This is a genomic window from Streptomyces sp. NPDC050636 (assembly GCF_040654775.1).
GTDB lineage: Bacteria > Actinomycetota > Actinomycetes > Streptomycetales > Streptomycetaceae > Streptomyces.
Genome location: NZ_JBFAIP010000026.1, coordinates 1 through 14,232, shown reverse-complemented (window position 1 = coordinate 14,232; position 14,232 = coordinate 1). Strand labels below are relative to the sequence as shown.

14 protein-coding genes are annotated in these 14,232 nt (G+C 71.4%); 2 read left to right on the top strand and 12 right to left on the bottom strand.

Annotation, left to right across the window (positions count from 1 at the left end):
* Positions 1-118 precede the first annotated feature (118 nt).
* From AB0I10_RS20420 to AB0I10_RS20370, 11 genes are all read right to left on the bottom strand, one after another.
* Positions 119-1,474, bottom strand: coding sequence for a GTP-binding protein (locus tag AB0I10_RS20420; protein WP_363153929.1), 1,356 nt, complete (start codon positions 1,472-1,474; stop codon positions 119-121).
* A 2-nt stretch (positions 1,475-1,476) separates the two neighbouring features.
* A complete protein-coding gene (gene cysD / locus AB0I10_RS20415; RefSeq protein WP_363153928.1) occupies positions 1,477-2,412 on the bottom strand; it encodes a sulfate adenylyltransferase subunit CysD in 936 nt (311 codons plus the stop codon).
* The gene (cysC, locus tag AB0I10_RS20410) at positions 2,409-2,942 is read right to left on the bottom strand and encodes an adenylyl-sulfate kinase (RefSeq protein WP_363153927.1); all 534 of its coding nucleotides are present in this window, start codon (positions 2,940-2,942) and stop codon (positions 2,409-2,411) included. Before cysC ends, cysD begins: the two co-directional genes overlap by 4 nt.
* A 62-nt stretch (positions 2,943-3,004) precedes the next feature.
* Positions 3,005-3,694: a phosphoadenylyl-sulfate reductase gene (locus AB0I10_RS20405; protein ID WP_363153926.1), complete on the bottom strand. Its 690-nt coding sequence runs from the start codon at positions 3,692-3,694 to the stop codon at positions 3,005-3,007.
* Positions 3,691-3,891 carry a hypothetical protein gene (locus tag AB0I10_RS20400; protein ID WP_363153925.1) on the bottom strand — a complete coding sequence of 67 codons (201 nt, stop codon included), beginning with the start codon at positions 3,889-3,891 and terminating at the stop codon, positions 3,691-3,693. The genes AB0I10_RS20405 and AB0I10_RS20400 overlap by 4 nt, the downstream gene beginning before the upstream one ends.
* Entirely contained in the window at positions 3,888-5,585 is a 1,698-nt protein-coding gene (locus AB0I10_RS20395; protein WP_363153924.1) for a nitrite/sulfite reductase, read from the bottom strand. The genes AB0I10_RS20400 and AB0I10_RS20395 overlap by 4 nt, the downstream gene beginning before the upstream one ends.
* Positions 5,586-5,785: 200 nt before the next feature.
* A complete protein-coding gene (locus tag AB0I10_RS20390) occupies positions 5,786-5,869 on the bottom strand; it encodes a putative leader peptide (RefSeq protein ID WP_312024626.1) in 84 nt (27 codons plus the stop codon).
* Positions 5,870-5,961: 92 nt separating this feature from the next.
* The gene (locus AB0I10_RS20385) at positions 5,962-6,552 is read right to left on the bottom strand and encodes a GNAT family N-acetyltransferase (protein ID WP_363153923.1); all 591 of its coding nucleotides are present in this window, start codon (positions 6,550-6,552) and stop codon (positions 5,962-5,964) included.
* 195 nt (positions 6,553-6,747) lie between these two features.
* Positions 6,748-7,419 carry a class F sortase gene (locus tag AB0I10_RS20380; protein WP_363153922.1) on the bottom strand — a complete coding sequence of 224 codons (672 nt, stop codon included), beginning with the start codon at positions 7,417-7,419 and terminating at the stop codon, positions 6,748-6,750.
* Between the two features lie 219 nt (positions 7,420-7,638).
* The gene (locus tag AB0I10_RS20375) at positions 7,639-8,523 is read right to left on the bottom strand and encodes an LLM class flavin-dependent oxidoreductase (protein WP_363153921.1); all 885 of its coding nucleotides are present in this window, start codon (positions 8,521-8,523) and stop codon (positions 7,639-7,641) included.
* Positions 8,524-8,743: 220 nt separating this feature from the next.
* The gene (locus tag AB0I10_RS20370) at positions 8,744-10,033 is read right to left on the bottom strand and encodes a GAF domain-containing protein (RefSeq protein ID WP_363153920.1); all 1,290 of its coding nucleotides are present in this window, start codon (positions 10,031-10,033) and stop codon (positions 8,744-8,746) included.
* A 273-nt stretch (positions 10,034-10,306) separates the two neighbouring features.
* Between AB0I10_RS20370 and AB0I10_RS20365 the strand changes: the two genes are divergently transcribed.
* Positions 10,307-10,723 (top strand): hypothetical protein, encoded by a 417-nt coding sequence (locus AB0I10_RS20365; protein WP_363153919.1) that lies wholly within the window; start codon positions 10,307-10,309, stop codon positions 10,721-10,723.
* A gap of 155 nt (positions 10,724-10,878) precedes the next feature.
* Here AB0I10_RS20365 and AB0I10_RS20360 read toward each other — a convergent pair whose 3' ends face one another.
* Positions 10,879-12,522: an acyl-CoA dehydrogenase family protein gene (locus AB0I10_RS20360; protein WP_363153918.1), complete on the bottom strand. Its 1,644-nt coding sequence runs from the start codon at positions 12,520-12,522 to the stop codon at positions 10,879-10,881.
* Positions 12,523-12,737: 215 nt separating this feature from the next.
* Here AB0I10_RS20360 and AB0I10_RS20355 point away from each other — a divergent pair, with 215 nt between their 5' ends.
* Positions 12,738-14,063 (top strand): aromatic acid/H+ symport family MFS transporter, encoded by a 1,326-nt coding sequence (locus tag AB0I10_RS20355; RefSeq protein ID WP_363153917.1) that lies wholly within the window; start codon positions 12,738-12,740, stop codon positions 14,061-14,063.
* Positions 14,064-14,232: the final 169 nt, after the last annotated feature.

Genomic DNA, 14,232 nt, shown 5'->3' with positions numbered 1-14,232 from the left:
GGAGTCGAGCATCGTCAGCACACACATCGGCCGACTCCGCCCTGGCCGCTCCCGAGGGCGCCGCTGCCTACACGGCCGCCCTCCTTCGCGAAGGTCGAGAAGAAGTCCTTGAGCATTATCAGAAGTCCCATCCCTCGTCGTCCGCTTCGGCGGCCGGTGCGGCGTCCGCGGCCGCCTCCGCGAAGGCGGTGCCCGCCATGCCCGCGGTCAGCGTCGTACCGTCCGCCGGGTCGATCAGCAGGAAGGAGCCGGTGCGGCGGGAGTCCGCGTAGGCGTCCAGGGCCAGCGGTTCGGCCGTGCGGACCTTGATCCGTCCGATGTCGTTGGCGACCAGCTCGCCGGGCGCCGGGTGCTGGGAGAGATCGTCCAGCGTCAGCCGGGACGGGATCTCCTTGACGATCGCCTTGACCGTGCGGGTGGTGTGCTTGAGCAGCACCCGCTGGCCGACGGTCAGCGGACGGTCCGCCACATGGCAGATGGTCGCCTCGATGTCCTGCGAGGTGGCCGGCACCGAGCCGGTCGGGGTGATCAGATCACCGCGGGAGATGTCGACGTCGTCGGTGAGCCGGACGGTCACCGACTGCGGTGCCCAGGCGACGTCCACGGCCTGGCCGAGCGCGTCGATCGCCTCGATGGTGCTGGTACGGCCCGAGGGCAGCACGGTGACGGCGTCGCCGACGCGCAGCACGCCGGAGGCGATCTGGCCCGCGTAGCCGCGGTAGTCGGGGCGCTCCGCGGTCTGCGGGCGGATGACGTACTGGACCGGGAAACGACCGGGGTCGTCCGACGGATCGGCGACGACGGGCACGGTCTCCAGGTGCTCCAGCACGGTCGGGCCGCCGTACCAGTCCATATTGGCGGACGGCGTCACGACGTTGTCACCGGCCAGCGCCGAGATCGGGATCGCGGTGATCTCGGGGACGCCCAGCGAGGCCGCGTAGGTCGTGAACTCCTCGGCGATGGCGGCGAAGACGGGCTCCGCGTAGTCGACGAGGTCCATCTTGTTGACGGCGAGGACGACGTGGGGGACGCGGAGGAGAGCGGCGACGGCGGCGTGCCGGCGGGTCTGCTCGACCACGCCGTTACGGGCGTCCACCAGCACCACGGCCAGTTCGGCGGTGGAGGCGCCGGTGACCATGTTGCGGGTGTACTGCACATGCCCGGGGGTGTCGGCGAGGATGAAACGGCGCCGCGGCGTGGCGAAGTAGCGGTAGGCGACGTCGATGGTGATGCCCTGCTCGCGCTCGGCACGCAGCCCGTCGGTCAGCAGCGCCAGGTCGGGCGCCTCCTGCCCGCGGTTGCGGGAGGCGTGCTCGACGGCCTCCAGCTGGTCGGCGAGCACCGACTTGGAGTCGTGCAGCAGCCGGCCGACGAGGGTCGACTTGCCGTCGTCGACGGAGCCGGCGGTGGCGAAACGCAGCAGCGAGGTGGCACCCGCGTCAACAACGCTCTCAACAGCATTGGTCGTGCTCATGGTTAGAAGTACCCCTCGCGCTTGCGGTCCTCCATGGCGGCTTCCGACATCTTGTCGTCGGCCCGGGTCGCGCCCCGTTCGGTGAGCCGGGACGCGGCGATCTCCGCGATGACGGCCTCGATGGTGTCGGCGTCGGAGTCGACGGCCCCGGTGCAGGACATATCGCCGACGGTGCGGTAGCGCACCTGCCGGGTCTCCAGGCTCTCGCCGTCCTTGGGGCCGCCCCACTCACCGGGCGCGAGCCACATGCCGCTGCGCGCGAAGACCTCGCGCTCGTGCGCGTAGTAGATGGCGGGCAGTTCGATCTTCTCGCGGGCGATGTACTGCCACACGTCCAGCTCGGTCCAGTTGGACAGTGGGAAGACCCGGACATGCTCGCCGGGGGAGTGCTTGCCGTTGTAGAGCTGCCACAGCTCGGGGCGCTGCCGGCGCGGGTCCCAGCCGCCGAACTCGTCACGCAGTGAGAAGACCCGCTCCTTGGCGCGCGCCTTCTCCTCGTCCCGGCGGCCGCCGCCGAAGACCGCGTCGAAGCGGTTCTTCTCGATGGCGTCCAGCAGCGGGACGGTCTGCAGCGGGTTGCGCGTGCCGTCGGGGCGTTCGCGAAGCTCACCGCGGTCGATGAACTCCTGCACGGAGGCGACATGCAGCCGCAGGCCGTGCCGCTCGACGGCGCGGTCGCGGTAGTCGAGGACCTCGGGGAAGTTGTGCCCGGTGTCGACATGCAGCAGTGAGAAGGGAACGGCCGCGGGTGCGAACGCCTTCAGCGCCAGGTGCAGCATGACGATGGAGTCCTTGCCGCCGGAGAAGAGGATCACCGGCCGCTCGAACTCGCCCGCCACCTCGCGGAAGATGTGCACCGCCTCGGACTCCAGGGCGTCCAGGTGCGACAGGGCGTACGGGTTGTCTATATCCCCGGTCACAGTGGCGACGGTGGTCATGCCAGTCCCCTCTCGGTGAGCAGCGTGTGCAGCGCCGCCGCGGATTCCTGCACGGTCTGGGTGTGCGACTCGATGCGCAGATCGGGCGACTCGGGAGCCTCGTACGGGTCGTCCACACCGGTGAGCCCGGAGATCTGGCCCGCCGCCTGCTTCGCGTACAGGCCCTTCACATCGCGTTCGGAGCACACCTCGACCGGAGTGGCCACATGCACCTCCAGATACGCGGTGCCCTCGGTCTGGTGGCGCTTGCGCACCGCCTCCCGGCTGTCCGCGTACGGCGCGATCACCGGCACCAGCGCCTTGACGCCGTTGCTCGCCAGCAGCTCGGCGACGAAGCCGATGCGCTGGACGTTGGTGTGCCGGTCCTCGCGGGTGAAGCCGAGGCCCGCGGAGAGGAACTCGCGGATCTCGTCGCCGTCGAGCACCTCGACCCGGTGGCCCTCGCCGCGCAGCTTGCCGGCCAGCTCGCGCGCGATGGTGGTCTTGCCCGCGCTCGGCAGACCGGTCAGCCAGATCGTGGCGCCCGTCATCGGTATCTCCTGACGCTGTATCAGCCGTGTCTTCTCGGGAGACACTCCCGAACCCTTTGCCATCAGTGCAGTCCGCACTCGGTCTTGTTGCTGCCGGCCCAGCGGCCGGCCCGCGCGTCCTCGCCCGCCAGCACCCGGCGGGTGCAGGGCGCGCAGCCGACGGAGGCGTAGCCGTCCATCAGCAGCGGGTTGGTGAGCACGCCGTGTTCGGCGACGTACGCATCCACGTCGGCCTGCGTCCAGCGGGCGATCGGCGAGATCTTGACCTTCTGGCGCTTGGCGTCCCAGCCGACGACCGGGGTGTTCGCGCGGGTCGGGGACTCGTCCCTGCGCAGCCCGGTCGCCCAGGCGTCGTAGCCGGACAGACCCTCTTCGAGGGGCTTGACCTTGCGCAGCGCGCAGCACAGGTCCGGGTCGCGGTCATGCAGCGCGGGGCCGTACTCGGCGTCCTGCTCCGCCACCGTCTGACGGGGCGTCAGGGTGATGACGTTGACGTCCATCACCTCGGCCACCGCGTCCCGCGTCCCGATGGTCTCCGGGAAGTGGTAGCCGGTGTCGAGGAACACCACGTCCACGCCCGGGACGGCGCGCGACGCGAGGTGGGCGACGACCGCGTCCTCCATGGAGGAGGTCACGCAGAAGCGGGGGCCGAAGGTCTCGGCGGCCCACTTGAGGATGTCGAGCGGGGCCGCGTCCTCCAGGTCGCGGCCGGCCCGCTCGGCGAGTTGCGGCAGATCGGTGGCAGTGGTCACGACGCGTCTCCAGCTGATGGTGAGGCGGCAGTGGACAGGCCCTGGGAGAGCAGGCCGAGGAACTTCAGCCGGAACGCCCGGCTGCACGACCGGCATTCCCAGGCCGCGCCCTCACCGCGGACCGAGCCCTCCTCGGAGGGCCGCAGGTCCTCGTCACCGCAGTACGGGCAGTAGAAGGGCGCCGCTCGCTCGCTCACTTCAGCGCACCCTCTTCCGCGCGGGCCGCCCACTGGGCGAACCGCTCGCCGTCGGTGCGCTGCTCCTGGAAGTTGCGCAGCACCCGCTCGACGTAGTCGGGGAGTTCATCGGCGGTGACCTTCAGGCCGCGGACCTTGCGGCCGAAGCCGGCCTCCAGGCCCAGCGCGCCGCCCAGGTGCACCTGGTAGCCCTCGACCTGGTTGCCGTCGGCGTCCAGCACCAACTGCCCCTTGAGACCGATGTCCGCCACCTGGATACGGGCGCAGGCGTTCGGGCAGCCGTTGAGGTTGATGGTGACCGGCTCCTCGAACCCGGGGAGGCGGCGCTCCAGCTCGTCGATCAGCGAAGCGCCGCGGCCCTTGGTCTCGACGATCGCCAGCTTGCAGAACTCGATGCCGGTGCAGGCCATCGTGCCGCGCCGGAACGGGGACGGGGTGACCCGCAGGTCCAGCGACTCCAGACCGGCGACCAGCGATTCGACCTGCGCCTCGTCGACGTCCAGCACGATCATCTTCTGCTCGGCGGTGGTCCGCAGCCGGCCCGAGCCGTGTGCCGCGGCGAGCTCGGCGATCTTGGTGAGGGTGGCACCGTCCACCCGGCCGACGCGCGGCGCGAAGCCCACGTAGAAGCGGCCGTCATTCTGCTTGTGCACACCGACGTGGTCGCGCCACTGCTGGCTGGGCTGCGCCGGGGCGGGTCCGTCGATCAGCTTGCGCTTGAGGTACTCGTCCTCCAGCACCTGGCGGAACTTCTCCGGGCCCCAGTCGGCGACCAGGAACTTCAGGCGGGCGCGGGTGCGCAGCCGGCGGTACCCGTAGTCACGGAAGATCGAGATGACGCCTTCGTAGACATCGGCGGCGTCGTCGCGGGAGACCCAGGTGCCCAGCCGCACACCGAGCTTGGGGTTGGTGGACAGGCCGCCGCCGACCCACACGTCGAAGCCGGGACCGTGCTCGGGGTGCTCGACGCCGACGAACGAGATGTCGTTGATCTCGTGCGCGACGTCCAGCAGCGGCGAGCCGGAGACCGCCGACTTGAACTTGCGCGGCAGGTTGGAGAACGCCGGATTGCCGACGATCCGGCGGTGGATCTCGTCGATGACCGGGGTGCCGTCGATGATCTCGTTCTCGGCGATACCGGCGACCGGCGAGCCGAGGATGACGCGGGGGGTGTCACCGCACGCCTCGGTGGTGGACAGGCCGACGGCCTCCAGCCGCTGCCAGATCTCCGGCACGTCCTCGATCCGGATCCAGTGGTACTGGACGTTCTGCCGGTCGGTGATGTCCGCGGTGCCGCGCGCGAACTCCTGCGAGATCTCGCCGATGACGCGCAGCTGGTCGGTCGTCAGCCGGCCGCCGTCGATACGGACCCGCAGCATGAAGTACTCGTCGTCCAGCTCCTCCGGCTCCAGGATCGCGGTCTTGCCGCCGTCGATCCCGGGCCTGCGCTGGGTGTAGAGGCCCCACCAACGCATCCGCCCGCGCAGGTCGTTGGGGTCGATCGAGTCGAAACCGGCCTTGGAGTAGATCGTCTCAATGCGTGTCCGCACATTGAGACCGTCATCGTCCTTCTTGAACTGCTCATTGCCGTTCAGTGGCGTGAAGTGACCTACGGCCCACTGGCCCTCGCCGCGGTGGCGTCCGGCCTTGCGGCGGCTCTTGGCAGCTGCGGGCTGATCTGGGGTGGCGGCCATGGGTGTACGTCCTTCTGGGCGGCTCAAGGGGGCGGGCTGGGCGGGGTCACACCCGCTGTGACCTGTACGGACACACCTGAAGGCGACGCGTGGCGACGCGTCGTGGGTGTCGTACAGGTCGGGGTGTCAGTGCGTCCGCGACGGTGGGGACGGTGAGGTGCGCTGGTGCTGCCGGGGCTGGAGCCCCTGATGGTGCAGCGTCAGCCCGCCGGACAAATGGCGCTGGACATGCGGCCGAGGTCGACGTGCCGCCGACTCACCAAGGCAATTCCAGCTGTAGACATGACGGAAGCGTGGCACGTCGCTCTCCGGCCAGTCCACCGTTATCCATTATTTGGACAAAGCTGTCCCGTACTGTGAGACGATGTGTCGTCGATCACTTTTCGGCGAGGGCGACGGGCCCCGCACCGGACCAGGGGCCCGGAGCCGGCACCTCGGGCTCTTCGGTCACCGTGGTGTCGTACAGCCGGAAGCCGCGCCGCTCGTAATTGGCCATCGCGTACGGCCCGTCATCACTGCAGGTGTGCACCCACACACGTTGGGTCTTCGGCCGCTCCGGCCACCGCTCGGCCAGATCCCAGGCCCGCGCGGTCCCGTGCGCGAGCAGCTGCCCGCCGATCCGGCGCCCTCGGAACGCCGGGAGCAGTCCGAAGTAGGCGACCTGCACGACTCCCTCCGGCTGGGCGTCGAGCTCGATGAACCCGGCCGGAGTGCCGCGCTCGTACGCCACCCAGGTCTCCACCCCCGGGCGCCCGAGGTACTCCGACCACTGTGCGTACGACCACGACAGCCGTTCGGTCCACAGGACGTCCCCGCCCACCGCCGTATAGAGGAAGCGGCTGAATTCGGGCGACGGAACCTCGGAGCGGACGATACGGACGCCCTGCTCGGCCGGCGGTCCCTCGGCGGGGGCCAGATCGGCCGGCGAGGTCTGTTGGAGGTAGTAGGTGGTGACCGAGTGGCTCATGCGGTCAGCACATCACACGGAAGTCCGGGGCACGGGGCTGGGCCCCGCGCTCCTAGGGTGGGGGCGAACAGATCCCGTAGGGGGTGCAAGAGCCCCCTGCGGGGCCACAACGTAGGGGGAGCGGGCGGTATTCCGGTGGCGCGGGTGCGCAAACGTGATCGGCGAGAGCCGCCCAAGGGGTGTCGTGGAACTCCTCTAGTCAACCCCTGTCATCCGGGCGAAGACCACCACGTTGGCCGCGTATCCGGCACTCGCGGAGTAGCCGCCGCCGCAGGTCAGGACGCGTAGCTCGGGGCGGCCGGTAGCGCCGTAGACCTGCTCGGACGGGAAGTCCTTCTTGGCGAAGACCTGGATGCCGTAGACCTCGAAGACCGCGGTCCTGCCGTCCTTGCGGGTCACCCGGACCGTGCTCCCCTTTTTCAGGGCGCCCAGCCCGTAGAAGACCGCCGGGCCGCTGAAATTGTCGACATGCCCGACGACGACGGCGGTGCCGTTCTCGCCCGGGGACGGCGCGTCCTCGTACCAGCCCGCGAGATGGGGGTTCTCGGGCGGCGGGGCGGCGATCCAGCCGTCCTTGTCCAAGCCCAGGGGGACGACCGGGGCGGACACCTTGATCGAGGGAATGGCCACCCGGACGGCGGCGGAACGGGGCAGCGGCGCCGGCGCGGGCGCGTCGGGGCGGCTGCCGGCGGGCGAGACCGGCCTGACGGCGCCGCCCGGCTGCGGCGGCCCGTCGGCCTCGTCCGACAGCCCGTTGCGCACCAGGGCGAAGCCGGTGAGGCCGACCAGGGCGATCACGCCCCATTTGGGGCGGTGCGAGCCGGGCGTCTCCGGGTGCCGCTCTTCCGGTTCGCCTATCGGGCTCATCGCGCTCCTCCCGCGGTCGGGTTCCCTGCGTGCATGGTCCGCTGTCGGCACGCCAGGGCCTGTCCGGTGGATCAGGGCCCGGCCATGATCCACCGGACAGACCCTAGGGGCGCGCCGGGACGGCGGCGACATCAGGCGGCTGAACGGGTGGGGCGCGCGACGCCCACGCCGGGCCGCCCGCCCCGCCATGGATCACGACCGCACGGCCGGAATGCCGGCCTACTCGCTCACTCCCGGCCAATCGCCCTCCGGCAGGAACACCGCGTCGGCGAGCCGGTCGACCTGGCCGGGGTCGGGCGACCAGCAGTAGAGCATCACTTCGTCCGCGCCGATCGCCGTGTACGCGGCCACCGCGTCACGGATCTCTTCCCGGGTGGTGAGCAGCCCGTTCACGATGTGGTCGGTGTAGCCGAGCGGCTGGTAGTAGGCGCGCAGTTCCTGGCGGGCGCGGTCGATGACCGGCTGCGGCCCGAGGGCCACATTGACCTGGGCCAGCAGCCGCGGGTGGCCGGTGCGCCCGGCCCGGGACCAGGCCGTCTCCACATCACGGAACAGCAGGTCCATCTGGTGGGACGGGAGAGCGGCGCCGAGAAAGCCGTCACCCCAGCGGGCCACCCGCTCCACCACGGCGGGCACAAAGCCGCCGAAGAGTACCTCGGGCCCACCGGGCCGCGCGGGGGCCGGGCCGATCGGGCCGACCTCCTCGGAGAGCGGCCCTCCCGCCCAGATGCGCCGCAGCGTCGCCATCTGCTCGTCGAGCCGGCGGCCGCGGGTGCGTACATCGACACCGGCGGCCAGGTAGTCGTCGGGGCGCCCGCCGGTCCCGATGCCGAGCGTGAAGCGCCCGCCGGACAGCAGGTCGAGAGTGGCGGCCTGCTTGGCGAGCAGCGCCGTACGGTGCAGCGGGGCGAGCAGCACCTCGGTCTGGAGCCGGATCCGGGAGGTGGCACCGGCCAGCGTGGCCAGGGTGATCAGCGGCTCGGGGTTGCCGAACACCAGCCGGTCGAGCAGGGCGACGGCGGTGAACGGGGTGGCGTCGGCGCGCCGGGCCCAGGTCAGCAGCTGTGCGGGGTCGCCAATGGGAAGGCCAAGGCCTACACACATGGGAGGGGTCCTCCAGAAGGGCATGGGTGATCACGGATTGTCGTGTCGCCCACTCGTTTGGCCACGCGCGATCGCTGTGTTCGCTTCGCGCGGGCTGCTCCCGTTCTGCGACGGCCTTCTGGAGAGCTTGTTTGCAGAGCGGATCCACCTTATAAGAGGGGAACGCGCGTACGCATCGGGTTTTCCGCGAGCGGGCGCGCCCCGCGACCGGCCCCGCCCCTCACCCCCGCCGGGCCGCCGCCACCGCCGGCGCCGACGACTGCGGCAGCAGTTGCATCGGCCGGTCCGGCAGGCGCAGCTCGACCTGCACCCCGTCCGCGAAGCGATACGGCCGGTGGGCCAGCACCCCCGCGAGATTCTGCCGCAGCCGCGACAGCTCGGCGCGCACCGTGACCGTACGGCCGCCGTCACCGAACAGGTCCCGGGCGAGCTCGGCGGCGCTGCGTCCCTCCGGATGCACGGCGAGGACGAACAGCAGCTCGGCATGGCGCGGGGTCAGCTCGTGCGACCAGTCCCCGACCGGCCCGGTGACGGTGATGCTCGCGCCGTCCCGGCCGCTGACGTCCAGCAGCACCCGGCTCGGCCCGGGGGCCGGATCCTGCCGCCCGACGCGGATCAGCCAGCCGCCGGGCAGTGGCTCCAGCGTGCACATGCCGTACCGCGGCAGCCACAGCGGACCCGCCTCGGGCGCCTTGGGCAGCGCCACCCGGTCCGGCGGGGTCATACCGGTGACCCCCGCGATCCAGCCGTTCGCGTCGGCGGCCAGCGCCCGCCCGCCGATCCGCGCCAGGATCGGCGCCGCGCTCGACCGGAGCCGCTCCAGGGACAGATGGTGACGGGTGCGCAGCTCGCCCTCCGCGAGCCGGGCGACCGCGGACACCAGGGAGAGCGTCGTGGGATGGAACGTGTGCGCCGGGCCGCTGATGTCCACGGTGCCCAACAGGCGTCCGTCGCGCGGGTCGTGAAGCGGCGCCGCGGCACACGTCCACTGATGGTGGGTGCGGACGAAATGCTCGGCGGAATGCACCAGCACCGGGCGCCTGGCGACCAGCGCGGTGCCGATGGCGTTGGTGCCGACGACACCTTCCGTCCAGTCGGCTCCCTTGTCGAAGCCGAGCCGGTCGGCCATCCGCCGGACCGGCGCGCAGCCCTCCCGCCACAGCAACCGGCCCTCCGCGTCGGTGACGACCATGATCTGCTGCGCCGCGTCGGAGGTCGCCAGCAGACCGTCGTTGAGGACCGGCAGCACCGTCGTCAGCTGGGAGTTCTGCCGACGATGTTCCAACTCCGCGACGGACAGCAGGCGTTGCCGGCTGTCCCGGTCCGGGTCGACGCCGGAGCCCAGTGCCCGGAGCCAGGACTCGCCGATCACCTGGCGGGGCGCGTCGAACGGCCCGTCCGGGGGCGGTTCGCCGGAGAGCGCGGCCTCACGGGCCGAAGCGAGCCGGCGCGCCGTTTCGCGGATGTCCTGGGACGACCAGACGGCCTGGTTGATCGGTGTCTCGCTCACACTGCTCCCGTTGGCAGGCACTGATCGCCTGGGCGGTTCGGACGGTGCCTATCGTGCCGTCACCCAGCCGTTCCGGAGGGGCCATTCCGCAGATCCACTGCAACGGATTGCAACCGTTGTGGCCTATGACGCGTGCGGGGAATCTGGGGGAGCGCGGCCGGTGGCGTCCCCTCGCCGAGGTCGCCCGGTCACCCGTCGGGGGACCTGTCGGTTGTCCACCAAGGACGCTCTCGGCCGCGCACCCAGTCAGCACCGTGTGGGAGGGGGCTCACCATGGTGGCCGTCGCTCCGCGGATCGTGGTGATCGGCGCGTGCGAGGGATCGCGGATCGCGCGCGCCGCCCGGCTGGCCGGCCATTACGGGATTCCCCGGATTCCCGCCGTCGACGTCCTGGTCAACCGTCAGCCGCCGCCTGACGACGGCTATGTCATCGACGGGTCGCCGCAACTGCTCGACCGGGTGGCCGGCGTCGGCGGTCTGTTGCCCGCGCTGGCCTTCGCGGACCTCGTTGTGCATCTGCGGGGCGCCGCCCGGACGCAGACGGACGAGGCCTGCCGTGTCATCCGCTACTACGAGGCGCGGGGTGTGCTGGTCGGCTTCCGGCCGGACGTGCCCGACGGCGACATCATCGTGGCCATCGACGCGGCGCTGCGCGGGCGCACCACGACGGACCCGCCGCGATGGCCCTGAGACCGGGAGCGGCGCCGAGTCGGCGCGGCACCGCTCCCTCCCCGGCGCGGCGGCGGTAACCCCCTGTCCCCGTCCCCTTGAGGGGTGACGGGGAGCCGCCGTCGCGCTGGAGTCCCGGAGGACACCGGGCCCGGCCGTGATCCACCGGACAGACCCTAAGCGTCCGTCACCGGCCGCGCCCGCTCCACGATCGCCGCCAGGTCCAGCGTGTGCGGCAGCGTCCCGAACGCCGCGCCCGCGTCGCCGCCCAGCCGGGACGCGCAGAACGCGTCCGCGACCTCGGGCGGCGCGTACCGCACCAGCAGCGAACCCTGCAGCACCAGCGCCATCCGCTCCACCAGGCGCCGGGCCCGCGCCTCGATCCCCTCCAGGTCGGCGAGTTCGGTGAGCAGCCCCTTGATCGCCCTGTCCAGGCGGTGGTCCGCGCCGCGGGCGGTACCGATCTCGGTCAAGAAGGCGTTCAGCGCGGCGGGTTCGCGTTGCAGCGCGCGCAGGACGTCCAGCGCCTGGACGTTGCCCGAGCCCTCCCAGATCGAGTTCAGAGGCGCCTCGCGCAGCAGCCGCGGCATCCCCGATTCCTCGACATAACCGTTGCCGCCCAGGCACTCCAGCGCCTCCGCCGCCACCGGCGTACACCGTTTGGTCACCCAGTACTTGGCGGCCGGTACCGCCAGCCGCAGAAAGTTCCGGTCCCGCTCGGTGCCGCCGTCGTACGCGGCCGCCAGCCGCAGCGCGAGCGTCGTCGCCGCCTCCGACTCCAGCGCCAGATCGGCCAGCACATTGCGCATCAGCGGCTTGTCGATCAGCGGTCCGCCGAACGCCTCCCGGTACGCGGTGTGGTGCACGGCCTGTGCCACCGCCTGCCGCATCACCGCCGCCGAGGCGCTGACACAGTCCAGCCGGGTCGCCGCGACCATCTCGATGATCGTCGCCACACCGCGCCCCTCCTCGCCCACCCGGCGCGCCCAGCTCTGCCCGTCGAACTCGACCTCCGCCGAGGCGTTCGACCGGTTGCCGAGCTTGTCCTTGAGCCGCTGGATGCGGAAGGCGTTGCGGCTGCCGTCCGGCAGCACCCGCGGTAGCAGAAAGCACGTCAGCCCGCCCGGTGCCTGCGCCAGCACCAGGAAGACATCCGACATCGGCGCGGAACAGAACCACTTGTGCCCGGTCAGTACGTACTCGCCGGGCGCGGCCAGCGGCTCCGCGCGCGTCGTATTGGCGCGTACGTCGCTGCCGCCCTGCTTCTCCGTCATGGCCATCCCGGCCAGCGCACCGGGCTTCTCGGCGACCGGCCGCAGCCCCTGGTCGTACACCCGGGAGGTCAGCTTCGGCTCCCACTCGGCCGCGAGCTCCGGTTCGGCCCGCAGCGCGGGCACCGCCGCATGGGTCATCGACAGCGGACAGCCGTGCCCTGCCTCGGCCTGGGTCCAGACGAGGAACCCGGCGGTGCGGCGGAGGTGTCCGTCCGGGCGTGACCAGGCGTCGGTGAGACCGGCCGTGACGGCGTGGCCGAGCAGCCGGTGCCAGGCCGGGTGGAACTCCACCTCGTCGATGCGGTGGCCGTAACGGTCATGCGTCCGGAGGACCGGCGGATGTGTGTTGGCCTGCTCGCCCCAGCGCTGGGCGTGCGCCGAACCCGCCGCCTGCCCGAGCAGGCTCAATTCCTCCCGTACCTCGGCGATATGGGCGTCCGCTGCATAGCGAGTGATGCCCTCGGTGAGGACCGGGTCGGCGGTGAAGACGTCGTATCCGACCAGTGGCGGGGGCTGGTTCGTGACCTTGTGGGTGGTGGCTGCCATGGCGCACACGGTACGGAGGAGCGGTCGGGAAGCGTATGAACCGGGCGGGGCGTGGGTCGTATGACCGGCGCCCCGGCCGCTGCATCATGGCCTGCGCGAGCCATTGACAGCCCCTGGGCTCGGGCAGATGATCCTTGCCATCAACGAGCGAACTAAAGTTCACTACGCGAACACCGCGCATCTCGAATCTCCTGCGAATCCGAGGTCAGGTCCTCATGCCCCCAACCGGTAACCCTCCGTCCGCCGACACCTCCGGCACTGTCGCGCCCTCCAGTCGCCGCCACACCCTGCGCTCCGTCGCGCCCGTCCTGGCGCTGTGCTGGCTCGCCGTGTTCTTCGACGGGATGGACGTCAGCGTCTACGGCGCCGTCATGCCGCATATGCTCGACGACCCCGGCTTCGGGCTCACGCCCGGCGCGGCCGGCACGATCGGCAGCTGGACCACCTTCGGCATGCTGATCGGCTCCCTCGCCACCGGCACCTGCACCGACTGGCTCGGCCGCCGCCCGGTCCTGGTCGCCAGTGTGCTGCTGTTCTCTGCGGGGTCGGCGGTCTGCGCACTGGCGGGCTCACCCGGACCGTTCGGCGCCGGACGCTTCCTCGCCGGCCTCGGACTGGGCGGCCTGATGCCCATCTGCCTCGCCCTGGTGATGGAGTTCGCGCCGCCGCGCCGGATCGCACTCGCCACCGGCCTGCTGATGACCTCGTATCACGTGGGCGGCATGCTCGCGACGGGGCTGGGCCTGACCCTCGCCCCCGCCTTCGGCTGGCGCTGGGTCTTCTGGGCCGGTGTGCTGCCCGCGTTCGTCGCCGCCCCCTTGCTGCTGCGGCTGCTGCCCGAATCGCCGGGCGTGCTGCTGGCCAAGGGCCGTACCGCAGAGGCAGATGCCATCGCCGACCGTTACGGAATCGCCCGCCCCGTCCCCGCCGACGCGCCGGCCCAAGGAGCCAAAGGCCGTCTTGACGTGATCCGCGCGCTCTTCCACCCCGGTGCACGCTGGGCGACCCCGCTTCTCTGGCTCGCCTCGTTCTGCGGTCTGCTGCTGATCTACGGGGTCAACACCTGGCTGCCCCAGATGATGCGGGCCTCCGGCTATGGCCTCACGTCCTCCGTCAGCTTCCTGCTCGTCATCAACGCGGGGGCAATCGCCGGCATGTTCATCGCCGGCCCCATCGCCGACCGCTACGGCCCCATCAAGATCGCCGTCGTCTGGTTCCTGCTCACGGCCGCCGGCGCGCTGCTCCTGGGCACGCACCTGCCGCTCGCCCTCACCTACGTGGTCGTCGCCGCCACCGGTGTCGTGCTCTTCAGCGCCCAGGTGATGGTGTACGCGGCGGCCAACCGCGTCTACCCGGCGCCCGAACGGGCCACCGGCATCGGCTGGGTCACCGGCATCGGCCGCACGGGAGCGGTGGTCGGCCCGTGGCTGGGCGGCACGCTGGCCGCAAGCGGAAACGGCCAACTCGGCTTCACGGTGTTCGCGTTGGCGGGGGTGATGGGGGCGGTCGCGGTCGGGCTGCTACCGGTTCGCTGCGCTTAGCGGGTTCGCTGCGCTTTGCCTGGGCCGTTTTGGTTGTTCGCCGTTTTGGGCTGTCCCGCCGTTGGGGTTGCTCGCCGCTGTGCTTGCGGCGGGGCTGTTGCCGCTGCGCGGGGCTGTCGGGTGCGGTTCCGGACCTCCGGACTCCGTCCTGCGGTCCGGCCCCTCCCGT

Excerpts from the sequence above, each read along its gene's own strand:
- AB0I10_RS20420 (WP_363153929.1), bottom strand. The coding sequence starts at position 1,474 with ATGAGCACGACCAATGCTGTTGAGAGCGTTGTTGACGCGGGTGCCACC.
- cysD (WP_363153928.1), bottom strand. The coding sequence starts at position 2,412 with ATGACCACCGTCGCCACTGTGACCGGGGATATAGACAACCCGTACGCC.
- cysC (WP_363153927.1), bottom strand. The coding sequence starts at position 2,942 with ATGACGGGCGCCACGATCTGGCTGACCGGTCTGCCGAGCGCGGGCAAG.
- AB0I10_RS20395 (WP_363153924.1), bottom strand. The coding sequence starts at position 5,585 with ATGGCCGCCACCCCAGATCAGCCCGCAGCTGCCAAGAGCCGCCGCAAG.
- AB0I10_RS20390 (WP_312024626.1), bottom strand. The coding sequence starts at position 5,869 with ATGTCTACAGCTGGAATTGCCTTGGTGAGTCGGCGGCACGTCGACCTC.
- AB0I10_RS20385 (WP_363153923.1), bottom strand. The coding sequence starts at position 6,552 with ATGAGCCACTCGGTCACCACCTACTACCTCCAACAGACCTCGCCGGCC.
- AB0I10_RS20380 (WP_363153922.1), bottom strand. The coding sequence starts at position 7,419 with ATGAGCCCGATAGGCGAACCGGAAGAGCGGCACCCGGAGACGCCCGGC.
- AB0I10_RS20375 (WP_363153921.1), bottom strand. The coding sequence starts at position 8,523 with ATGTGTGTAGGCCTTGGCCTTCCCATTGGCGACCCCGCACAGCTGCTG.
- AB0I10_RS20365 (WP_363153919.1), top strand. The coding sequence starts at position 10,307 with ATGGTGGCCGTCGCTCCGCGGATCGTGGTGATCGGCGCGTGCGAGGGA.
- AB0I10_RS20360 (WP_363153918.1), bottom strand. The coding sequence starts at position 12,522 with ATGGCAGCCACCACCCACAAGGTCACGAACCAGCCCCCGCCACTGGTC.
- AB0I10_RS20355 (WP_363153917.1), top strand. The coding sequence starts at position 12,738 with ATGCCCCCAACCGGTAACCCTCCGTCCGCCGACACCTCCGGCACTGTC.